Here is a 20167-nt window from a genome sequence, read left to right on the forward strand (position 1 = left end):
TTTATTCCTGTCTGAAATACTTAAGATAATTCAAGCGGCCGGACGTCCCGCCGCAAAATCCCAGAAGCGACCAGGCGCCGCCTCTATCAAAGATCGCGTATATTCATGCGAAGGCTTGCCAAGCACGTCGGAAGCATTGCCCTGCTCAACAACCTGTCCGCGTTTCATCACCAGTACCTCGTCGCAAATCTGCGCGGCCACACGCAGATCGTGGGTGATAAAAATGATGGCAATGCCGGTATCGCGCTGCAATTCGGCAAGAAGTTCGAGAACCTGTGCCTGTACCGAAACGTCGAGGGCAGACACAGCCTCGTCGGCCACCAGAATATCTGGTCGAAGGGCTACCGCGCGCGCAATGGCAATACGCTGCCGCTGGCCACCGGAAAATTGGTGCGGATAACGCTTCAGCGAATCCTCCGGAAGCGAGACAATCGTCAACAGACGTTTGGCTTCAGCGACGGCCTCTTCATAAGGAACACCATAATTGACCGGGCCTTCCGTCAGGCTTTGCTCAATTGTCCAACGCGGGTTCAATGAGCGGAATGGGTCCTGAAACACAACCTGAAGCTTCTTGCGGAACGGCTTCATTTCACGTTTTCCAAGATGCGCAATATCCCGCCCATCTACGACGATTTCACCCTCAGTCGGTTCGATCAGACGCATGATCGAGCGGGCGACAGTCGTTTTGCCGGAACCAGATTCGCCGACAATTCCAAGTGTTCTTCCGGGCTGAAGCTCAAAGTTCACTTCATAAGACGCTTTCACTCCGGGTTTTGTACTAAACAGCCCGCCTGTTTTATAGGTCATGCCAAGGTCACGAACGCGGATCACCGCTTCATGTCCCTGTGGTTCACGCGCCAGTCGCGGAATGAGGCTTGGCACAGAGCCAAGCAGGTCTTTGGTATATTGCTGCTGTGGCGATGTCAGAACGTCACGGATGGTCCCGCGCTCCACAATCTCACCGCTGCGCATAACACAGACGCGATCAGCAATTTCGGCAACTACGCCCATATCATGGGTGATGAACAGCACGGCTGTTCCATGCTTCTCCTGCAATTCTGCAATAAGCGACAGGATTTGTTTTTGTGTTGTCACGTCAAGCGCAGTGGTCGGCTCATCGGCAATCAGAACCATCGGCTCCAGGATGAGCGCCATAGCAATCATGATACGCTGACGCTGCCCACCTGAAAGCTGGTGCGGATAGCTCTGATAGATTCGCTCCACATCGGGCAGATGTACCTGCTCCATGATGTTGATGACTTTGGCACGCTTAGCCTCTGACGAAAGGCTGGTATGAACATCCAGCACTTCCGTGATCTGCTCACCCACCCGCATAACAGGATTAAGCGCCGTCATCGGTTCCTGAAAGATCATGGAGATACGTGTTGCACGCATCTTTTTCATGTCCGCTGCCGACAGCTTGAGCAAATCGGTGCCGGCGAGCCTGATCGCCCCTTCTTTGACCAGAAGTGCATCTTTCGGCAAGAGCCCCATTGCGGTGAGCGACGTTACCGACTTGCCTGAACCGGATTCGCCCACGAGACAAACGGTTTCGCCCTTGCGAATGTCAAAGCTCACGCCCCGCAGAACTTGTGTGCCGCCCGGAAGCGCCACAATAAGATTTTCGACATCCAGAACGACAGGCTCATTTGTGAAGTCACGATTGCGCAGTTCCATATCAGCCCTCCCGCTTTTTCAGACGTGGGTCGAGTGTATCGCGCGCTGCGTCACCCAATAGATTGATCGACAGAACGCAGAGTGTCAGCAACAGACCCGGCCAAAGCACAATCGATGGCTTGATGCGGAAAAACTGGCGACCTTCTGCCATGATATTGCCCCAGGTCGGGATTTCCGTGCTGATACCGGCACCAAGGAATGACAGGATTGCCTCGGTGAGGATTGCAGATGCAACGATATAGGTGCCCTGCACGATCAGCGGCGCCATCGTATTGGGTAGCAGATGCCGGAACAGAATTTTTGGCGTGCTCGAGCCGAGCGCTAAGGCTGCTTCAACATAGGGTTCCTCACGCGCGGTCAGAATGACAGAGCGGACCAGACGCACGACGCGGGGAATTTCCGGAATGGTGATCGCTATAATGACTGAACCAATCGATGGACCGTTGAGAGCGACCAGAGCAATCGCGATCAGGATCGATGGCATCGCCATCAAAGCATCCATCATACGCATGATGATGGCATCTGCGGTGCGGAAGAAACCAGCAATAAGGCCGATGATCACGCCAACACCAATAGATGCGGCGGCGGCCAGAAGTCCGATCAGCAGCGAAATACGCCCACCGAGGATCATGCGCGAAAACAGATCACGACCATAATTGTCCGTTCCAAGCAGATATTCATCCGATGGAGGCTTAAGCCGCATCATGGGGTTCATGGCGAGCGGATCGTGTGGAGCTATCCACGGGGAAATGAGGGTGAGAAGAAGGATTGCACCGAGAAGAATGGCTGCAATCATCGGCCCGATACCAACGCGTGCAACGCGCGGCAGCGAGAACATGCGGAGCATCCAATGCATACCCGCTGATGTTTTTTCTGAGCGCATCAATAACGAATCCTTGGGTCGAACAGTGTATAGGAAAGGTCGATCAGCAGATTGACGAACACATAAAGCGCGCTGGTCAGCAGGATCATCGCCTGAATGACCGGATAATCACGCGCGAGAACTGCATCGACAGTCAGGCGCCCGATGCCCGGGATATTGAAAATGCTCTCGGTTACGACCACGCCGGAAATCAGCAGAGCAAAGCCGGTTCCAACGATGGTAACAACCGGCACAGCCGCGTTTTTGAGCGCATGAACAAACAGCAGGCGGCGGTCACTCACGCCTTTGGCACGCGCGGTGCGAATATAATCTTCGCCAAGCACATCAAGCATTGCCGCACGGGTCATACGGGCAATCAGCGCAATGTAGATCGAAGCGAGTGTAAGAGCAGGCAGAATTGCGCGCTCCAGAAAGCCGCCCAAGCCTGATGAAATCGGCTTGAAACCCTGCACCGGAAGCCAGCCAAGATTGACCGAGAAAATCAACAACAGCACATAACCGACAAGAAAGACCGGAACGGAAAAGCCAAGAACTGAAAAGCTCATGACAAGATAGTCGGCCCATGAACGGTGGCGCCATGCAGCAATCACCCCCATTGGAATGGCGACAAGCACTGCAATGATAATGGTCAGCACAGCGATAGAGATTGTGGGGCCGATACGCTGCGAAACCATATCGAGAACTGGCACGCCAGAAATCAGCGATACGCCAAGATCGCCCTGCATGATGTTACCCATCCAGGTGAAATACTGGGTGAGGATTGGCTCATTAAGGCCCATTGCTTCGCGGATGCGTTCAAGCTGTTCGGTGGTGGCGGCGTCGCCAGCCAGAATTGCTGCCGGATCGCCCGGCGTCAGTCTCAGGAGGAGGAATACAAACACTGATACCAGCAACAACACCGGCACAAGTGCGAAGATACGTTTTAACAGATAGACAGCCATATGCGCGTCCCGCTTGAGGTGGGACCGGTACTAAGCCGGCCCCACATTGAACTGGGAGCTATCGCACGAAGCGCGATAGCTGCGGGCGGATTATTCTTCAGTCTTTTTCACATTCCAGAAGACCGGAACAGGCGAACCAAGCATATCGACGACATTGGTTCTGCGGCCCTGCGGCGGGTTATACTCACCCAGTGGAATGTAGAGAACATTTTCCAGTGTCTGCGCCTGTATCTTCTCTACCGCAGCTTTCTGCTCTTCAGGCGTCTTGGCCGCGATATATTCCTTCTTGAGAGCTTCGATCTTTTCATCTTCCGGCCAGCCAAACCAGGCTTGCTCACCACGGCCATTGAGCATGACTGAGTTCAATGGTGTCGCAATTTCCGGAATCTGCCAGTTTGTAAAGAACATATTCCAGCCACCCTTTGCAGGCTCATCTTTCGATGCGCGACGGCCAACAAGGGTTTGCCAGTCCATGGGCTGCATATCGACGGTGAAACCGGCTGCACGCAATTGTTGGGCTGCAACAACGGGCTGTGGTGACAGACTGGAAACGTCGGTTGGCTGCATCAAAACAACCGGCTTGCCATCATAACCAGCCTTCTTGAGAAGCTCTTTTGCTTCTTCGATATTGCCCTTTGCTACGAGGCTTTCAGAGCCGACATCTGTGGCGTTCGGGGTGCCGCAACCAAAAATCGCACCGCAAACCTTGTAGTAGTTTGGATCAGCCATCAGAGCTGCCAGCACTGGCTCCTGCGACATGGCAAGGAACGCTGCGCGACGAATATCCGGGTTATCAAAAGGCGGATGCTTGAAATTGAGGCGACCCATGGTCTGATAACCAAGCGGATCGCGCTGTTCCAGAACAACTGTATCATCGCCTTCAAAAAGCGGCACAAGATCAACCGGAACCTGCTCGATATAATCGATTTCACCACTTGTCAGCGCATTCGCGGCCGTCTGAGCATCGGTCATCGTGACCCAACGCACCTTATCGACGTTGACAACTTTACCGCCCGCCATCCAGCTGGCTGGTTCGCTGCGCGGTACATAATCTTCGTTCTTTATGTAGGTCACGCCGACGCCGGGCTGGAACTCGGCGGGTACGAACTTGAACGGCCCCGAACCAATATGTTCTGTAATCGCTGTGTCAGCAGGCGTTGCCGCGATACGCGCTGGCATAATGAATGGAGGCAATGCGGACTGCTTGGCAATCGTATCGAGGAACGGTGCAAAAGGTTCCTTCAGCGTCCAGACGATTGTTTTATCGTCATTTGCTTTGAGCGAATCTGTGATGTCCATGATCAGCTGGCCGCCAGTATCGCGCTTGGCCCAGCGTTCAAGCGAAGCGACAACGTCCGCAGCCGTTACCGGCGCACCATCATGGAATTTGAGACCATCGCGTAATGTGAAAGTATAGGTCTTGCCGTCGTCGGAGACGGTCCACTCCGCCATTTGCGGCTGAGGCTTGAAGTTTTCATCAACGGCAATCAGCACGTCATAAATCATATAGGCATGATCACGCGTAATGTGCGCGGTGGTGATCACCGGATCAAGCATACGCAGATCCGAATGCATAACAGCAGTCAGTGTGGTTTCTGCTGTGGCATGACCCGCACTGAGCGCAATCAGCGAAGCGGCAATGCCATATTTGAGTTTGCGGAGGATAGGCCCAGTCTGTGGTGGTTTAAAAAACGTCATATACTTGGTTCCTCTGAAGGTTGTTATTATTGTTTTATTTGAACGGTTCTCCGAGTGGCTCCAGCCGAATGCCGGAACGCAAATTCTTCCATGATAGTTTTGCAGGACTAAGCGGCATTGCACCCGGAGCAGTGCAAACCAGCAGCTTTTCGGCAATCGGCGCGAAGTCTGCCCTGAAATGCACCGAACTTTTATTGACCAGAATGGCTTCCTGTTCAGGCTCAATCCCAACCATGCGATAAAGCGCGCGATCCGCCATCTGTGCGAGATTTGTGGTTACAACTACCCGTGTTCCACCAAGCCGCAGACAGGCCGATGGTCCCATATCAAGCCATGTTCCGCCATAATAAGGGCCCGTTGCATGCGCCTTACCGTCAGACAGCTTTTCGACGGTAAATTTAGCCTTATAAGGTTCATCGCCTGCGATGCCAGACTTGCCGCCGAGTGCAATTTCGACTTCCGCACCTTCTCCTGCCAGATGTGCAATCTTCGCTGCTTCCGCGTCATGCATACAGCCAATCGAGGCTCGCTTTGCACCACTGGCAACAAGCGCACGTAGCATGCCAGTCGTGTCGGAACTGCCACCGGCACCGGGATTATCCTGGGTATCAGCAATGACGATTGGGCGGCTCGCATCGCGGGAAAGCTCTATCGCCTTCTCAACGCCTTCTTCTGGCAAATATGCTGTCCCTGCGAATGCAGGTTCTGCCGCAGCCAATGCTTCCAGTATCTGATCGGCATAGGCTTCAACAGCTTGTTTGTCCCAGCCATACGTAAACATCGATGGGCCACATTCGGCAAAATCAGCCGCCGGGAAACCCATAAACAATGAAGCCGTTTCAACGCCTTCCGGCAGATCAATGGTCATGCCGTAAAGGCCTTTGGCGGGCTGTTCATCTGTGCACTGCCACGCAATCGGAATAAGGTAGTCGCCCTGACGCATTGTTTTATGCCAGCCCTCAGGCTTGATCATCAGCGCCTGTAATGCTTCGGCTGCACGATAACCGGTTTCGGCCATATCAATATGCGGATAGGTGCGGAAGCCAACCATAACATCCGCGTGGTCGAACATACGCTTAGTGATATTGCCATGCAGATCGAGCGCTACGGATAGCGGATCGCTTGGGCGCACCGCACGAACGCGCTCAAGCAGTTCGCCTTCACCATCATCAATGTGCTCAGCAACCATGGCGCCATGCAGATCAATGAAGATGCCATCAAGCGGGCCGCAGTCTTTCAACCCTGCCACGATTTCGGAAACGATTGTCTCATAGGCTTCTTTGGTAACGGGTGCGGAAGGAATAGCGCCGGCCCATAAGATCGGTACGACTTCCCAGTTCGCTTCCCGCGCAAATTTCAGCGCCCCCGCGATACCAAGATTAACATTCTGCGCATTTTTGAAAATCGCGTCGCCACGCGAAAGCGGGATATATCCGCCGCCCTGTACAAACGCCTCTAACGTTGCGGGACTGGCCGCAAAAGTGTTTGTTTCATGCAAAAAGCCAGCTACAGCCACGCGTTTTGACACGAGCGTACTCCCATTTTCCTGGTTTGCCCCCTCGGGCTATTACGTGTATCTGTCAGCGATACATCTATATTGATTTTTTATGATAGGGACCAACTTTGACGCTTGTCAATCACTGAATCTGGATTAAAGCTTTTTCTTATGAACACATTTCGAGACTTGCGCGGCATTTCAACTTTTGATCCGGACGAAGCGGAAGCGTTTCAGGACGACCCGCTATTTCTGCGCTCTGTCGCGAGAACAGTTGCGGTCATGTCTGCTTTTCAAACTGCGAGACATCCTTTATCTCTCAGTCAGGTTGCAACTGCTGCGGGCATCGATAGAAGCGCCGCACAGCGCATTATTCATACGCTTCTTGCACTGAACATGCTCGCTCGTGACCCCGACGATCGCGGTTATCTGCCGGGGCTGCGTGTGCTCGACATGACCCATGATCTTTTGCGTCTCAACCCGATGTTACAGCGCGCAAATCCAGTTATGCTGGAGCTTCGTCGCCGCGTGAGTGAGCGTGTTGATCTCTCTCTCTTTGACGATGTTCGCGTTATTTACGCATTGCGCATGCCCTCAAAACATGAGGTCTTTAGTGCAACCATAGTTGGTAATGCAGTTCCGACCTATTGCACGGCGGGCGGGGTAGCAATTCTCTCGCGACTGCCAGACGACACAATTGCCGATATTGTCAGCCGCTCGGACATGACACCATTTACACCGCATACCGTGCGGGATTTGGAAGGTGTGATGGACTATGTTCGTGCCACACGCGAACGGGGACACTCTCTGCTGTGCAGGCAGTTGCTCAGCCATGAGGTGGTTATTGGCGCGCCCATCATGGATTGGAAGGGCGCGCCGGTCGGAGCTATTCATGTGGCTGGTAGTTTACAGGAATGGACCCCGGAAAAATTTAGCGAAAGCTTTGGACCACTTATTCAGAACGCAGCCCAAACTATTTCTGAACCAAAGAGAAGTTAGTCACAGATACATCCTTGCTGTTCGACGAAACTACCAACCCTGATCCCAATTCGGTTGGCCACGAAAACGGTCTGCGAGATAATCGACAAGAGCGCGCACTTTGAGTGCGAGATGCCTTGCCGGAGGGTAAACCGCATGAATACCAAGCGGCTTATCTTCACATGTCTTTAAAAGCTGCCGCACGCGGCCCTCGCGAATGAACGGTCCAGCAATAAAGCTTGGAACATGAGCAATTCCAAGCCCCGCTATTGCTGCTTGAAGGCAGGCTTCGCCATTTGAAAATTGCAATTTTCCGGCAATGTTGACTGCACGTGGTTCGCCTTCGGTGGACGGCGCAAAGCGCCAGACAAATGGTTCGCGAAAATTGGTATCAATGATGCAATTATGCGAAATCAGATCACGGGGTTCCTGTGGTGATCCGTGCTTGTCGATGTAGGCCTCTGACGCCACCAGAACCAAACGCGTATCGCAAATTCGTCGCGCTATCAGGCTGCTATCGAGTGGCTTGCCGATACGCACACCAATGTCAAAATTTTCATCGACGAGGCTGGCGATGCGGTCCGAAAAGCTGACGTCAATTTGAATATCAGGGAAAGACTGCGCGAAATCGAGAAGAACCGGCGTCAGACGCAATGTGCCAAAGGACATGGGAGCGGTTAGCCGGATGCGCCCTGTCGGAGCGCCGGAAGCGTTGCGGACTGAGGCGTCGAGCGCGTCAAAATCCTGTAGTAAGCCTTTCATGCGCTCGTAATAGGCAAAGCCTACTTCTGTCGGTGACAATGCGCGCGTCGTCCGTCTGATTAACTGAACACCAAGATCAGCCTCAAGCTTCGATACAAGTTTGGATGCCTGACCGCTGCTTGTTTCTAATCGTTGGGCGGCTGCGGAAAAGCTACCCGTATCGAGCACCGCGACGAACATGCGCTCACAATCGAGCCGATCCATAATTACTTCCAATTCAGCTATTATTCCAGCTTGTAAGCGCGAAAATAGCTGAATTTGGAAATTATCCAAGATACAGAGTTTTCTTTAGAAAATTGACTGCAAGAGTGGCGCCCTCGGCAGAGATCGTGTGCCCGATGCCCGGCAGGATATGGCATGTCGATTTAACGCCGATTGCGCTGAGTCGCTCATGGGCCTGTTGAGATTCACTTGGCGGAATGACGGGGTCAGCACCACCATGTATAAGCAGCGTAGCTGTTGAAAGTGATGGCGTAAAAGGCTTAGGCGATGCAAGCCGCCCGGAAAATGCGACAACTGCACCTAAAGGCCAGCGGCCTGTCACCAGTGCATCGAGCGACATGATAGAACCTTGGGAAAAGCCCACAAGTGATACACGATGCGGCTTATCAGCAAAGCCCTTTGCCGTCATGATTGTCTGCAATGTTTCGTCAAAAGCTTGACGCGCATCCACAATCCGCTGCGCGCGGTTTTCTGGCGTTACACCCCTTACGCTAAACCATTGTCGGCCTGCACCACCCTGATCGAAGGGATAGGGCGCATCTGGTGCAGCGAATGATGCACCCGGCAATGCCTGTGACCAGTATTCGCCCAGCGGCGCCAGATCGGCACCGCGGCTTCCGACACCATGCAGAAAGATAATCAGCGAATCCATGACGTTATCTTTCAAATTTTGACAGGAGCGAGGCCTGGCAGATCTGGCCCGACGGGCACAATGCCAGTTGGGTTGAGTGCCTTGATAGAATAGTAGCCACGCTTAATATGGTCGATATTGACCGTCTCGCGGATGCCGGGAATTTCCAGTATGCGCATCAGCCATGCTTGCAGCGCCGGATAGTCAGCGATGCGGCGCAGGTTGCACTTGAACAGGCTGAAATAGGCCGCATCAAACCGCACGAGTGTTACAAACAGCCTGATATCGGTCTCAGTCAGTTGATCACCAAACAGAAACGGGCCTTTACCTGTGAGCTTTACTTCCAATTCATTGAGCGTTGTGAAGATATCGTGAAAAGCTTCATCATAGGCGACTTGCGTGGTGGCAAAGCCTGCCCGATAAACACCGTTGTTGAGACGCGGATAGATATATTCATTCAGAGCATCGATATCAGCGCGCAGAGCTTCCGGATAAAGGTCAATTGTATTGCGTGCGAGATCGCCAAAGCCGGAATTGAGCATACGCAGAATATCGGCGGATTCATTGTTGACGATGGTGTTCTTCTGCTTGTCCCACAACACGGGAACAGTCGCGCGACCGGTATAATGTGGATCGGCTTTTGTGTAGATCTCATGCATGTAGGTGGCATGGTTCAGGCTGTCGCGGTCGGAACCAGGATAGTCGCCAAATCGCCAGCCCTGATCAGTCAGCGCAGGCTCTACAACGGAAAGGGAGACGACGTCTTCCAGACCTTTGAGCTTGCGACCAATTAGCGTGCGCGAAGCCCATGGACAGATATAGGCGACATATAAATGGTAGCGGCCTGCTTCGGCCTTAAATCCTGCTTCGCCAGTCGGACCGGCGCTGCCATCGGGCGTGACCCAATTGCGAAAGCCTGAAATCTGGCGAACAAAGCCGCCTTTTTCATCCTTGGCCTGAACCGGCTGCCAGTCTTCTGTCCATTTTCCGTCTACCAGCATGGTATCTATCCCTGAAAACCTGTTTGAAACCACGGGGCATGGCCCCGTGGTGCCGTCACATACTTACTTGCCCGGCTTAAGAGCATAGGCGCCATTGCCGCCCAATGCTACAGCTGCAAGGCCAACAATCCAGAGTGCGATGAATTCCCAGCCGCCATTTGGATTGGTGAAGAAGAAGCCTGCTGCACCATGAACGGTATAGATAGCGCCGAGAAGGATTGGGATAAGGGCTACTGCTGCAATACGTGGGAAAATGCCGAGGATGAGTGCAACTGCACCAACCAGTTCCCAGAGAATGGTGACATAAGCAAACCAGCCAGGAAGACCGAGCGATCCGAAGAAAGCAGCAGTGCCAGCAGGCGTGAAAACGAAAATTTTCAGTCCGGCATGGGCCAGAAAGAGAATGCCAAGTGCGAGACGCAGAAGGAAGATTGCATAAGGAGCGGTACGATTGTCGATCACGATAGCCTCATTTCAGAATGTGAAGTTGAGGTGCACTATGTCTAAAAATCGTTGCCTTGATTAGCGGGGGCTGGCGAAGCTTACTTCTTCCAAAATGGAAACAATAGAACCAAATTGTATCAACCGCACCGACCTTATGCTGTTTCGCGTTATCCGCGCGACTGACCCTCTATCCAATAGCCAATAGCCTCAATGCGGTTTTTATCAAAGCCAAGTGCGTCTCGAAAATGCTTGCGGCTCTGTGACACCATCTGCGCTTCACCGGCGATATAAATATAGCCGTTTCCCGCTGGTAATGTCATAATTTCGGCAGCAATAGTCGCCAATTTTGTGTGTGCTTTCCCTGTCTTTTCCGTATCCAGAATGTGCCACGTGAGGTCAAGGTCGGCCCGTGTCTTGAGAGATTGCTTGTCGGCATCCGAAAGTAACTCAACATGAAAATATGCCTTAATCCCTTGCGGTAATTCCTCAGCTACGCGTGCAACAGCGGGCAAACCGGTAATATCGGTGATCATCAGCACCCAGTCTGTTTGCTTCGGCAAGCGAAAGCGACCCGCAGGATTACAAACGCCGACACGATCGCCCGGACGGGCTGACTTGGCCCATTCTGTTGCCAAGCCGCTGGCATGTGCCACAATATCAACTGTCATCTCGTGACGAGAACCATCCCAGCGACGAACCGTATAAGGACGATCCGGGCATGGCTCTGCTCCCTCAGGCCATCGCCATTTCCCGTTCTCGTCACGAACTTGCAGTGACAGAGGCGTTTCGGCATTTGGCTTAAAACTCAGCCTGACCCATTCGTCAGGACATCGGCTTGGAACAAAGCGATCCCCCTCGTGTATCTTGAAGACAAACCTTGTCATTGATGGCGTGATCTCTTGCAAAGAGACAACATCCGCCCAGAAACAATCATAGGCGTAAGGTACGGGATCAGTCTCGGTTTCTGTTGTGGTTTGAATTGCAGCGCGCGCGTTCAATGATCTAATCCTTTGTTATTCTTGCAGCACTAGCCAGCCGCGTTGCAAAACGTTGAAAACCATAAGGTATGGATGAAACACTCAGCGCAGATGTCGCCCACACTTCGACCGGGTCTTCCAGCGCCACATAAGAACCGCGCTGGACAGAGCCGAGCGCTTGAAATAGCGGTTGTGTTTCCAGCGAAGCGCGCGCGGTCTCTCCAAACCACAAGATAAGAATATTTGCGTCGATGCTGTCGAGATTTTCGAGACTGACGCCAGTTGAAAACTCGTCGGGGTACTGCTTCCCAAGTGCTTCCACCCCTGAAGAAAGCTCTAACCCCATGAGACGGAGGGCCGCGACACGAGGATCGGACGGAAGATAAACGACGAGATTGCCAGAGCCCGGGAAGAATGTGCCAAAAGTGAATGTCTTGCCTGCAAGCTCCGGGTGGGACTTTCCGAGAGCGACAAGATAATCATCCGCACCCTTAACAAGCTTTTCCGCTTCACCTTGTTTACCGAGCGCTTCACCAATGATCGTCGTCTGTTCACGCCAATCTGCGCGCCATGGGCCGGAACGGTAAGCTACCGTGGGTGCGATAGACGAAAGCCGTTGGTAGGATATTGCATTGAGGCCGGAATATATACTGAGGATAAGATCCGACTTGAGCGCGGCAATGGCTTCATAGTCCATGCCGAAGTTAAGGAGCGTTGGTGTTGCTGATAACTTTCCCTCGTTCCACGGGAAAATACCGCTCGGGAACGTCGTATATCGTGGCATCGCGATTGGAGTAACACCAAGGGCCAGAACAGAGTCCTCTCCGCTCCAGCCGATAGTGATAATGCGTTTCGGAGATTTCTCGATCACCGTCGATCCGAGCGCATGTTTGACCACAACTGGAAAAACACCATCCGCGAACGCGGAGCTATAAGCTCCGCATCCCATCAGTATCAGACATATCAGTCGTATGAGCTTCATCATGCCAAAGTCAGGTTGAGCCTGATGCAGCAAGCCGCATCAGGCGTCAAATCAGAATGTGTGCTTGAGGTTCAGTCTGAACTCGCGCGGCGCGCCCATCCAGTTGTTCAGCCCCACCGTCGGATCGATTGAAGTATAATAGCGCTTGTCAAAAAGATTGTTGACGTTGAACTGGATAGCCGTTTTGTCGCTAATATCATATTTTGCCATCACATCAGCGACTGCGAATGCGCCCTGCTCCAGATCGACAGTTGCAGTCTTGGAATAGATCTTGCTCTGCGCGCGCACACCACCGCCGAGCGTCAGCTTGTCTTCAAGCAAAGAATAGGACGTATAGAGCTTGAATACGTTTTCAGGAGACTGGGTCGTGTTGAAGCGCTGACCATCCATGCTTCCTTCCGTATATTTGGAAACCGCATAGGTGTAACCGGCCATGATATTCCAGTGTTGGGTAATCGCACCGCGCAACTCAAGCTCAATGCCCTTGCTCTCAACACCGTCAACGCCTTCATAGCAACTGCTCGACAGCGGATTACAATAAGAAATCCCGATAATCCTTTGCCCCACATTGTCGCGCATCGTGCGGAACACTGCGGCAGTCGCAGAAAGCTGTCCGTTGAAGAGGTCCGCCTTAACGCCAGCTTCGAGGTTCGTTCCCTCAATTGGCTTCAGCAGGTCACCGTTGCGTCCATAATAGTTCTGCGGCTTGAAAATTCCGGTGTAACTTGCATAGGCAGTCAGGTCGGATGTGACATCATAAACAAGACCGACATAAGGAACGAAATTTGCATTCGCACTGTAATCAGAGCTGCTTGTCGCGCCATTGGTGTAAGATGTCTGTTCCTTGTCCCACTTCCACCATGATATGCGGCCACCGGCAATTAGCTTAAGATCGTCCGTAAGGCTAAATCGTGCCGAAGCATATCCGCCAATCTGATCTGTCTTTTCATCACTCCCACTCGTCAAAGCAATATCTTCGGGTGCAGGTTCTGCACCCGGATCCCAAGTGGTCGGATCCATGATAGATGAGGCATAGTTTGAGACACCGACCCATAGATTCGTTCTTGAGCCATTAACACCAAAGACAAAGTCGTGATCTCTGCCGAAGATTTCGATCGGTCCTGACGCATTGACGTCGAACGAATAAACATCATTCGCGTAAGGGAAGCGACCCGGATAGAACCAAAGATCGTCACCGATCCACCAGGTATAACCACCCCGCATGTCAGCTCTTGACCACGCACCGCGCCCGTCGAAACTTAGCTTCCAGCCGTTATCAAAGCGATGTTCCAGATCAAGAAACAAGGTATTCTGACGACGATACAAATAGTCCCAGTCATTGCCAAGGAATGTCGACGGGCTGAACTCATCATAAAAAGAACCATCCGGACGCGCTGGCAAGCCGCCCCAGTCAAACCCGTCGATTTTTTGGTTCTGATAACTGTAGCCGATGTTTAACGTGGTATCTTCTGTCAGATCGGCATCAATAGTGGCGTAAAACATGCCATCACGATTGGAGTAATAATCTTTGTAGCTATCACCGCCTCCGAATGCTCCGACGATACGGGCACGGACGGTTTTTGCTTCATTGAGCGGTTTGGAGTAGTCAACGACTGCACGTCCATTGCCCCATGAAGAGGCGCGTGTTGTGACTGTCAGCTTCTCCTCATCGAGAGGACGCTTACGCACGAGATTGATCGCACCGGCAGGATTACCAGCACCAGTCGTCAGACCAGCCGCACCCTTAATGACCTCAACCCGGTCATACATATCCAGATCATCCTGGCCATCGCTGTCGCGGGCAAAATAGTGAACATTGTTTGAAACGCCATCATATTGGATATTATCGATTTCCAGACCGCGCGACCAGTATTCATGGCGCACACTGGACGCACCGATTTTTGTGGTGATGCCGGGCGTGTCGGCCATGGCTTGATCGAGTGTCTGATAGTCTTTGTCATCAATCATTTTGCGCGTGACAACAGAAACTGACTGCGGCGTCTCGCGTATCGACATTGGCAGTTTCGTTGCCGTCGACATTGAGCCGGTCGTATAAGAATTTGTGCCTTCGGTCGTCGACCCATTGCCGCCCGCAACCGTAATCGTATTGAGAACAGTCGTGCCCTCTGGCACCGCGCCGGTGCTGGATGATGACGGCTGCGAGATAACAACGGATGACGCATCTGTGAACGAATAGGTAAGACCAGTTCCCCGCAGCAATTGCGCAATCGCCTGCTCTCTGGTCGCGGCCTTCTGGACGCCGGGCGATTTCTTTCCCTGAACGATAGACGCTTCATAGGAAATCTGTGTGCCGGACTGGCTGCCAAAATTTGATAATGCACGGCTTAACGATCCAGCCTGAACCGAATATGTCGTTTGAGCATAGGCATTTATGCAGGTCGGAACGACAATGATTGGTGTCGTTGTCGCTAAAAGTCCAAGAACGAGCAGTCTATGGCTCGTATTGCTAAAATTTCTGATCCGAGACTTTTGCCCCATCGCCAAACCGCTCCGCTATTCACATATCATGGGTTAAATCGCGGGTATTCCGCGGCCCTCAGTGTGTATTACGGATAGCGACAGAAAATTTTCCAATTTTTCTCAAGTTTTTTAAACGGAGGAGATCACCGTCAAAAATGGGGCAACTTGACGTAGTTTCGCACCGAAAGGACGCACGACCGCCTCCAGTGCCCGAACTGGATCATCAAGGTCAAAAACGCCGCTGACGATTTTCGATCCAAGAGAACGATCTGCGATAATAACTTTACCGGACTGCCAGCGCGCGATTTTAGCAACGAGCGCGGCTACTGTTTCTTTCTCCGCGACAATCATCCCTTTGCGCCAGGCAGCGACCTGCGCATTCTCCAGATTTCCTCTGTTCAGAGTGGAAGTGTTCGGATCAAATTGAAGCCATTCGCCAGCGCCGAGCTGCTTTATTCCATCAGCAGGAAAGCCGGGGGCTGTAATATCAATAAGTCCCTGATCAACGGACACTGAGATGACATCCGCATCATTGGAAAAATCGAATGCGGCAGCTTGTGTTTTGGCCTTAAAAGAGGCGCTTACCACCATGAATGGTCGCGCATTATCCGGCACCACCTCAAAATAAGCCATGCCGGCCAAAAGACTGATGCCACGCAACTTTTCTGTATAGTCAACCCCGATTGCACTGTCGGGTCCGAGTGTTACGACGCTTCCATCTGAAAGTGGAACGGTCTTTATTTCACCAACTGAAGTCAGATGATCAGCCTGCGCTTTTAAGATCAGGCCCGGCAAAGTTAATGATCCTATCCCGCCCACAGTCAGCGCTGCGAGGCCACCCGCCATAAAACTACGCCGATTAGGGCCGGTTTTCGCGCGCTGACGATCCGTTAGTATCTTTCCAGTCATGCCGTGTAGGGTTGCTACCCGTCGCCAGGCATCTTCATGCGCTGGGCTACGGCTGATCCAGCTGCGGACGATATCAACGGAAACAGGATTGGCAGCATCGTTTTGCAGACGGATAGCCAAATCCGCTGCCTCACGAAACAATCTGCGCTCTTCCGATACTTCGTTCATTCATCATCCAAAATGGGGCCTATTTACAATCACCCATGCAAATACATGCCTATACGGAGCCAATTGGTTCGAGAAGATGTTTTTGTGATCTGGTTAAAACCCGTTGAGCCGATCTTCCAGATGCTCGTAAGCATCCCTGATCAAAACCCACGTTCGTGTCGTTGACATTTCAAGCCGTTTGGCAACTTCTGTAACCGTCAAACCACCCATACGGTGGAGTTCGAAGGCTTCTCTTACCCTGCGCGGCAACTCCGCAAGCGCCTCATCGACAAGCCGGAGCTTCTGGCGATCATAGACAATGGTTTCCGCTGAAGGCGTAGGATCAGCGATTGCCATGAAATCGTCATCTGACAGATGCACGCGAACCAGCACACGCTCATGGCGCACCTGATCGACACTCAAGTTTGCCGCAATGCGATACAGGTAAGCCTTCGGATTATGCCTTGGCGCCCCGTCAGAAGGCTGCGACGCAAGTACTTTTACGAATGTGTCTTGTGTAAGATCGGCAGCGGTTTCCGAGTCCACGCCTTTTCGGCGCAACGAGTGCGCAATTCCCTTTGCGTGGCGCCGAAACAGCTCCTGAATATCCCAACTCAATCAGAAAACCTTTCTGATACCAGCAGGGAAAATTGACATTTACTGGCCAAAGTTGCCTGTAATTGGGCGCATGCGCTCCAAATGCTCATCAGCCTGGCTAGAACAATCACGACACATTTTCCAAATAAACAAGAGACTCTTAGTCATGTTTAATCTCATGCAAAGTGAACTTGCAAGCATTTTGATAAGGTGATTGTCTGCGCGTTCAGCAAGCGCTGGAAAAACTGTGAAAAGGTCTGAGCAATTTCAAACTTAAACTGGATCTTTCTTCAGCGAAAGAACAACGGAATCAACCAATTGCTCAATGGACTTCCCCTTCAAAAGTGGAGGGCTTCTGTTAGACAAGATTGACAGGAGACTTAGAATTGAAGCAGCGAGAATTTACAGAAGATTTCAAGCGCGAAGCTGTTCGTATTTTAACGACGAGTGGTCGCAGCATTTCATCGGTCGCGGCCGACCTAGGCATTGGCAAATCAACGCTTGACCGCTGGCGTCGCATTTTTGCTGAGCAAGATTTGCTCTCTGGTCCGCATGAGGACATGAGCCAGGAACTTGCTCGCCTTCGCAAAGAAAACGAACTCCTGCGCCAGGAACGCGATCTACTAAAAAAAATAAGCGACGGCCTTCTTCGCTCGGGAGACAAGTCGATGAAGTTTGCTTTCATCGATACGGAGAAGGTCCACATGTCTCTGTCGCGGCTGTGTACTTTTGCAGGCGTCAGCATCAGCGGTTATTATGCATGGAAGCATCGGCGCCCCAGTCGCCGTCAGCTTGATGACATGATTATCCTGGCCTATATTCGCAATCAGTTTGCGCTATCACGTGAAACCTATGGCAGCCCTCGAATGCTTGTTGAACTGAATGAAGAAGGTATTCGAGTAGGACGTCACCGCACGGCGAGACTGATGCGTGAAAATGATTTGAAAGCCCGGCAGAAAACGCGCTTCAAACGCACGACCGACGGCAATCATGGTGAGCCTGTCGCTCCCAATCTGCTGGATCAGGACTTTAACTGTGATGGACCGGATCAGAAATGGGGTGTCGATATCAGTTACATATGGACCGCAAAAGGATGGATGTGTCTGGTAATTGTTGCCGATCTTTATTCTCGTCGCATCATTGGCTGGGAAGCACGGGACCGGATGAAAAAGGTCCTTGCTATCTGTGCTTTGAAGAAGGCCATTGCAATCCGGCAACCAAGGCCGGGCTTGATCCAGCATTCGGACAGGGGAAGCCAATATGCCAGTTATGAGTATCGCAGAATTCTCGAAGCGCACAGCATGCTTCCATCCATGAGCGGCAAAGGAAATTGTTACGATAATTCGATGTTGGAAACCGTCTTAAAAACGATCAAGTCAAAACTGATATGGCGAACGGTGTTCTACACACGTAAGGATGCAATCAAAGCCATTGGCGAATACATTGACGGCTTCTATAATCCTGTGCGCAGACATTCTGCCCTTGGATATAAATCCCCGATCCAGTTCGAGGCCATGAACCGGAAATTAGTGACAGAAACTCTCCACTAAATCAGGGCAAGTCCATCTGGTGCGGTTGTCAGAATGTAGAAAGCCTTGAGTGCAGGCGAGAGGGCTAAAGCTCCAGCGACTTCCGTGTCTATTTGGGCGGTTGTGATCTTGCTGACGGGCCAGCGCTTGCGCTTTTTGCACTGCAGGCCGATGGGATAGAGCGCGCCGTTCCGAGCGACGATATCGACCCCGCTCTGGCGCTGGCCGGCCCCTCCATGACGGACGAGAGCTGGATCCCGCCATGCCGACTGGAATATGTTGGCACACAATTCTTCGAACTGTTCCTAAGATCGGGGTGGGGCGTAGTCGGCATGGAGGTGTCGGTGCAATGGCGTGCCTTCCTACGCACTCGAAAGCCCTTGGTCACTGAGCGAGGCCGTGATGTCGGCGATCGAGCGAAACAGCACAAGGGGATCATCTTTGCTGGGGACAAAACCGCGGCGCTGCCAGAACTGCATTGCCTCTTCATCGACTGCGTTGACCATCAGAGCACGACCGCCGATCAGAGTGGACGCCTGTACGCAGCGTTGAAGGGCATGCTTCACGAGACCAGTGCCAATCCCGTGCCCAGCCCAGCCCGTATCAGTAGCCAGTTGACCGAGAAGCAGGCAAGGAACTGGATTGGGTGGCTGCCCGGTTCGAACTGAGCGCGGCAGGATCGCAGGGATCACGGCCGTTGGCGCCAGACCATAATAGCCGACAACACGCCCGGCTTCGTGAACCACGAGAACCGCCGTGAAGCCCTTTTGCTGATTTGAGAGCGCACGCGTCCTCAGCCAATGGTCGAGCGTGGGCTTGCCACAAGAGAACTGCGATACGTCGTGTGCTTCAGTAAGCGGTTCAGGAGCCGATACTGACACAACTCACCGCTTTGCGACGTATTCGGGTTCCCAAGGCGCGGTCCGCCTGGACAACTCCACGATTTCCGGAACCGGCACCGCAGGGCGGGACAGCACATCCATGAAATCGGCGAACCCTTCGGGACTCATGCGTATCAACCCTTGCTCCATCACGACCTCCTCGGCGGCGCGCACGGCAGCATCCCGCACGAAATCAGTGCGTGAGCGGCCGCGCAATGTGGCCGCGCGATCAATCATCGCGACGTCAGCCTCCGGCAGGCGCATCGAGATCGGGTATTCCTTACGTTCGACGGTGGTGGCCATGATGATCTCCTTATCCCGAAGATAATGAATTGTAGCGCGAAATGCAATACGTATTTATCGTATTCATCCGTAACCGGCGCTGTCTTGATGAAAGAGGACTAAGTAGGCGGACGCTTAGGAGAATATATGGATCAGGAGCAAATTTGGCGGGAATGTCGTAGGTTTGCACTTTTTGGATTGCCCCTGCCCGCGCGTCACGGTCATTAAGGGTTGTATGTGGTTGCGTGGTTCATTACCCTCGATTTGAACCTATTTTAGCTAAGGCACTGTTATAACTTATAAAATGAGATTTTATGGATTTTGGGATTTTTTTAGAAGACAAAAAAATCGGCCAACTATTTGAATTGATTAAGAATTATTCGTTTTATTTGGTTGCGGGGGCAGGATTTGAACCTGCGGCCTTCAGGTTATGAGCCTGACGAGCTACCGGGCTGCTCCACCCCGCGCCAGGGTGTGTTTATTGAACCGGTTGGGTAGTTTGTGCGCGTAGCGCTAGTAAAGCTGTTTTGTATTGATTTGAGAAGATGAGATTTATATTTGTGTGCTTAGCAGACCTGGCAGCGACCTACTCTCCCGTGTCTTAAGACAAAGTACCATTGGCGCTGGAGCGTTTCACGGCCGAGTTCGGA

The 20167-nt window shown here is 52.4% G+C and carries 19 protein-coding genes, 1 tRNA gene and 1 rRNA gene; 2 read left to right on the top strand and 19 right to left on the bottom strand.

Translation table 11 applies throughout. The annotated features are described in order from the left end of the window. Window positions 1-30: 30 nt before the first annotated feature. From J2782_RS15985 to J2782_RS16005, 5 genes are all read right to left on the bottom strand, one after another. Complete coding sequence (locus J2782_RS15985; RefSeq protein WP_310014353.1) at window positions 31-1677, bottom strand: ABC transporter ATP-binding protein; 1647 nt, start codon at window positions 1675-1677, stop codon at window positions 31-33. A 1-nt stretch (window position 1678) separates the two neighbouring features. After that, entirely contained in the window at window positions 1679-2524 is an 846-nt protein-coding gene (locus tag J2782_RS15990; RefSeq protein ID WP_404989661.1) for an ABC transporter permease, read from the bottom strand. 35 nt (window positions 2525-2559) lie between these two features. Next, window positions 2560-3501: an ABC transporter permease gene (locus J2782_RS15995; RefSeq protein WP_310014355.1), complete on the bottom strand. Its 942-nt coding sequence runs from the start codon at window positions 3499-3501 to the stop codon at window positions 2560-2562. Window positions 3502-3591: 90 nt separating this feature from the next. Next, window positions 3592-5199, bottom strand: a complete 1608-nt coding sequence (locus J2782_RS16000) for an ABC transporter substrate-binding protein (protein WP_310014357.1) — start codon at window positions 5197-5199, stop codon at window positions 3592-3594. Between the two features lie 34 nt (window positions 5200-5233). Then, a complete protein-coding gene (locus tag J2782_RS16005) occupies window positions 5234-6727 on the bottom strand; it encodes a M81 family metallopeptidase (protein ID WP_310014359.1) in 1494 nt (497 codons plus the stop codon). 138 nt (window positions 6728-6865) lie between these two features. On the opposite strand from J2782_RS16005, the gene J2782_RS16010 reads away from it, so the two are divergent. After that, entirely contained in the window at window positions 6866-7693 is an 828-nt protein-coding gene (locus J2782_RS16010; RefSeq protein WP_310014361.1) for an IclR family transcriptional regulator, read from the top strand. Window positions 7694-7723: 30 nt separating this feature from the next. Here the strand turns inward: J2782_RS16010 and J2782_RS16015 are convergent, their stop codons facing one another. The 9 genes from J2782_RS16015 to J2782_RS16055 all read right to left on the bottom strand — a co-directional run bounded on the left by J2782_RS16015 (window position 7724) and on the right by J2782_RS16055 (window position 16846). Further along, window positions 7724-8638, bottom strand: coding sequence for a LysR family transcriptional regulator (locus J2782_RS16015; protein ID WP_310014363.1), 915 nt, complete (start codon window positions 8636-8638; stop codon window positions 7724-7726). 61 nt (window positions 8639-8699) lie between these two features. After that, window positions 8700-9308: an alpha/beta hydrolase gene (locus J2782_RS16020; RefSeq protein ID WP_310014366.1), complete on the bottom strand. Its 609-nt coding sequence runs from the start codon at window positions 9306-9308 to the stop codon at window positions 8700-8702. A gap of 11 nt (window positions 9309-9319) precedes the next feature. Continuing rightward, entirely contained in the window at window positions 9320-10288 is a 969-nt protein-coding gene (locus J2782_RS16025; RefSeq protein ID WP_310014367.1) for a glutathione S-transferase family protein, read from the bottom strand. A gap of 63 nt (window positions 10289-10351) precedes the next feature. Continuing rightward, window positions 10352-10750, bottom strand: coding sequence for a DoxX family protein (locus tag J2782_RS16030; RefSeq protein ID WP_310014370.1), 399 nt, complete (start codon window positions 10748-10750; stop codon window positions 10352-10354). Window positions 10751-10899: 149 nt separating this feature from the next. Further along, window positions 10900-11730, bottom strand: coding sequence for a siderophore-interacting protein (locus J2782_RS16035; RefSeq protein ID WP_310014372.1), 831 nt, complete (start codon window positions 11728-11730; stop codon window positions 10900-10902). Window positions 11731-11734: 4 nt separating this feature from the next. Beyond that, window positions 11735-12580 (bottom strand): iron-siderophore ABC transporter substrate-binding protein, encoded by an 846-nt coding sequence (locus tag J2782_RS16040; protein ID WP_310014375.1) that lies wholly within the window; start codon window positions 12578-12580, stop codon window positions 11735-11737. A gap of 162 nt (window positions 12581-12742) precedes the next feature. After that, window positions 12743-15190 carry a TonB-dependent siderophore receptor gene (locus J2782_RS16045; protein WP_310014378.1) on the bottom strand — a complete coding sequence of 816 codons (2448 nt, stop codon included), beginning with the start codon at window positions 15188-15190 and terminating at the stop codon, window positions 12743-12745. 111 nt (window positions 15191-15301) lie between these two features. Then, a complete protein-coding gene (locus J2782_RS16050) occupies window positions 15302-16249 on the bottom strand; it encodes a FecR family protein (RefSeq protein WP_310014380.1) in 948 nt (315 codons plus the stop codon). Between the two features lie 93 nt (window positions 16250-16342). After that, on the bottom strand, window positions 16343-16846 hold the full coding sequence (locus J2782_RS16055; protein ID WP_310014382.1) for an RNA polymerase sigma factor: 504 nt from the start codon (window positions 16844-16846) through the stop codon (window positions 16343-16345). A 347-nt stretch (window positions 16847-17193) separates the two neighbouring features. Between J2782_RS16055 and J2782_RS16060 the strand changes: the two genes are divergently transcribed. Continuing rightward, window positions 17194-18375 carry an IS3 family transposase gene (locus J2782_RS16060; RefSeq protein ID WP_310014385.1) on the top strand — a complete coding sequence of 394 codons (1182 nt, stop codon included), beginning with the start codon at window positions 17194-17196 and terminating at the stop codon, window positions 18373-18375. On the opposite strand, the gene J2782_RS16065 is transcribed toward J2782_RS16060, so the two are convergent. The 5 genes from J2782_RS16065 to rrf form a co-directional block, all read right to left on the bottom strand. Next, window positions 18372-18644 (bottom strand): hypothetical protein, encoded by a 273-nt coding sequence (locus tag J2782_RS16065; protein ID WP_310014387.1) that lies wholly within the window; start codon window positions 18642-18644, stop codon window positions 18372-18374. The two genes, J2782_RS16060 and J2782_RS16065, sit on opposite strands and share 4 nt — an antisense overlap. 72 nt (window positions 18645-18716) lie before the next feature. Further along, the gene (locus J2782_RS16070; protein WP_310014391.1) at window positions 18717-19235 is read right to left on the bottom strand and encodes a GNAT family N-acetyltransferase; all 519 of its coding nucleotides are present in this window, start codon (window positions 19233-19235) and stop codon (window positions 18717-18719) included. Between the two features lie 3 nt (window positions 19236-19238). Beyond that, window positions 19239-19538, bottom strand: coding sequence for a type II toxin-antitoxin system TacA family antitoxin (locus tag J2782_RS16075; protein ID WP_310014393.1), 300 nt, complete (start codon window positions 19536-19538; stop codon window positions 19239-19241). 369 nt (window positions 19539-19907) lie between these two features. After that, window positions 19908-19984, bottom strand: a tRNA-Met gene (locus tag J2782_RS16080). Window positions 19985-20090: 106 nt separating this feature from the next. Further along, a 5S ribosomal RNA gene (gene rrf / locus J2782_RS22960) occupies window positions 20091-20167 on the bottom strand; the annotation flags it as partial.

It is taken from the genome of Brucella pseudogrignonensis (assembly GCF_031454375.1).
Lineage (GTDB): Bacteria > Pseudomonadota > Alphaproteobacteria > Rhizobiales > Rhizobiaceae > Brucella > Brucella pseudogrignonensis_A.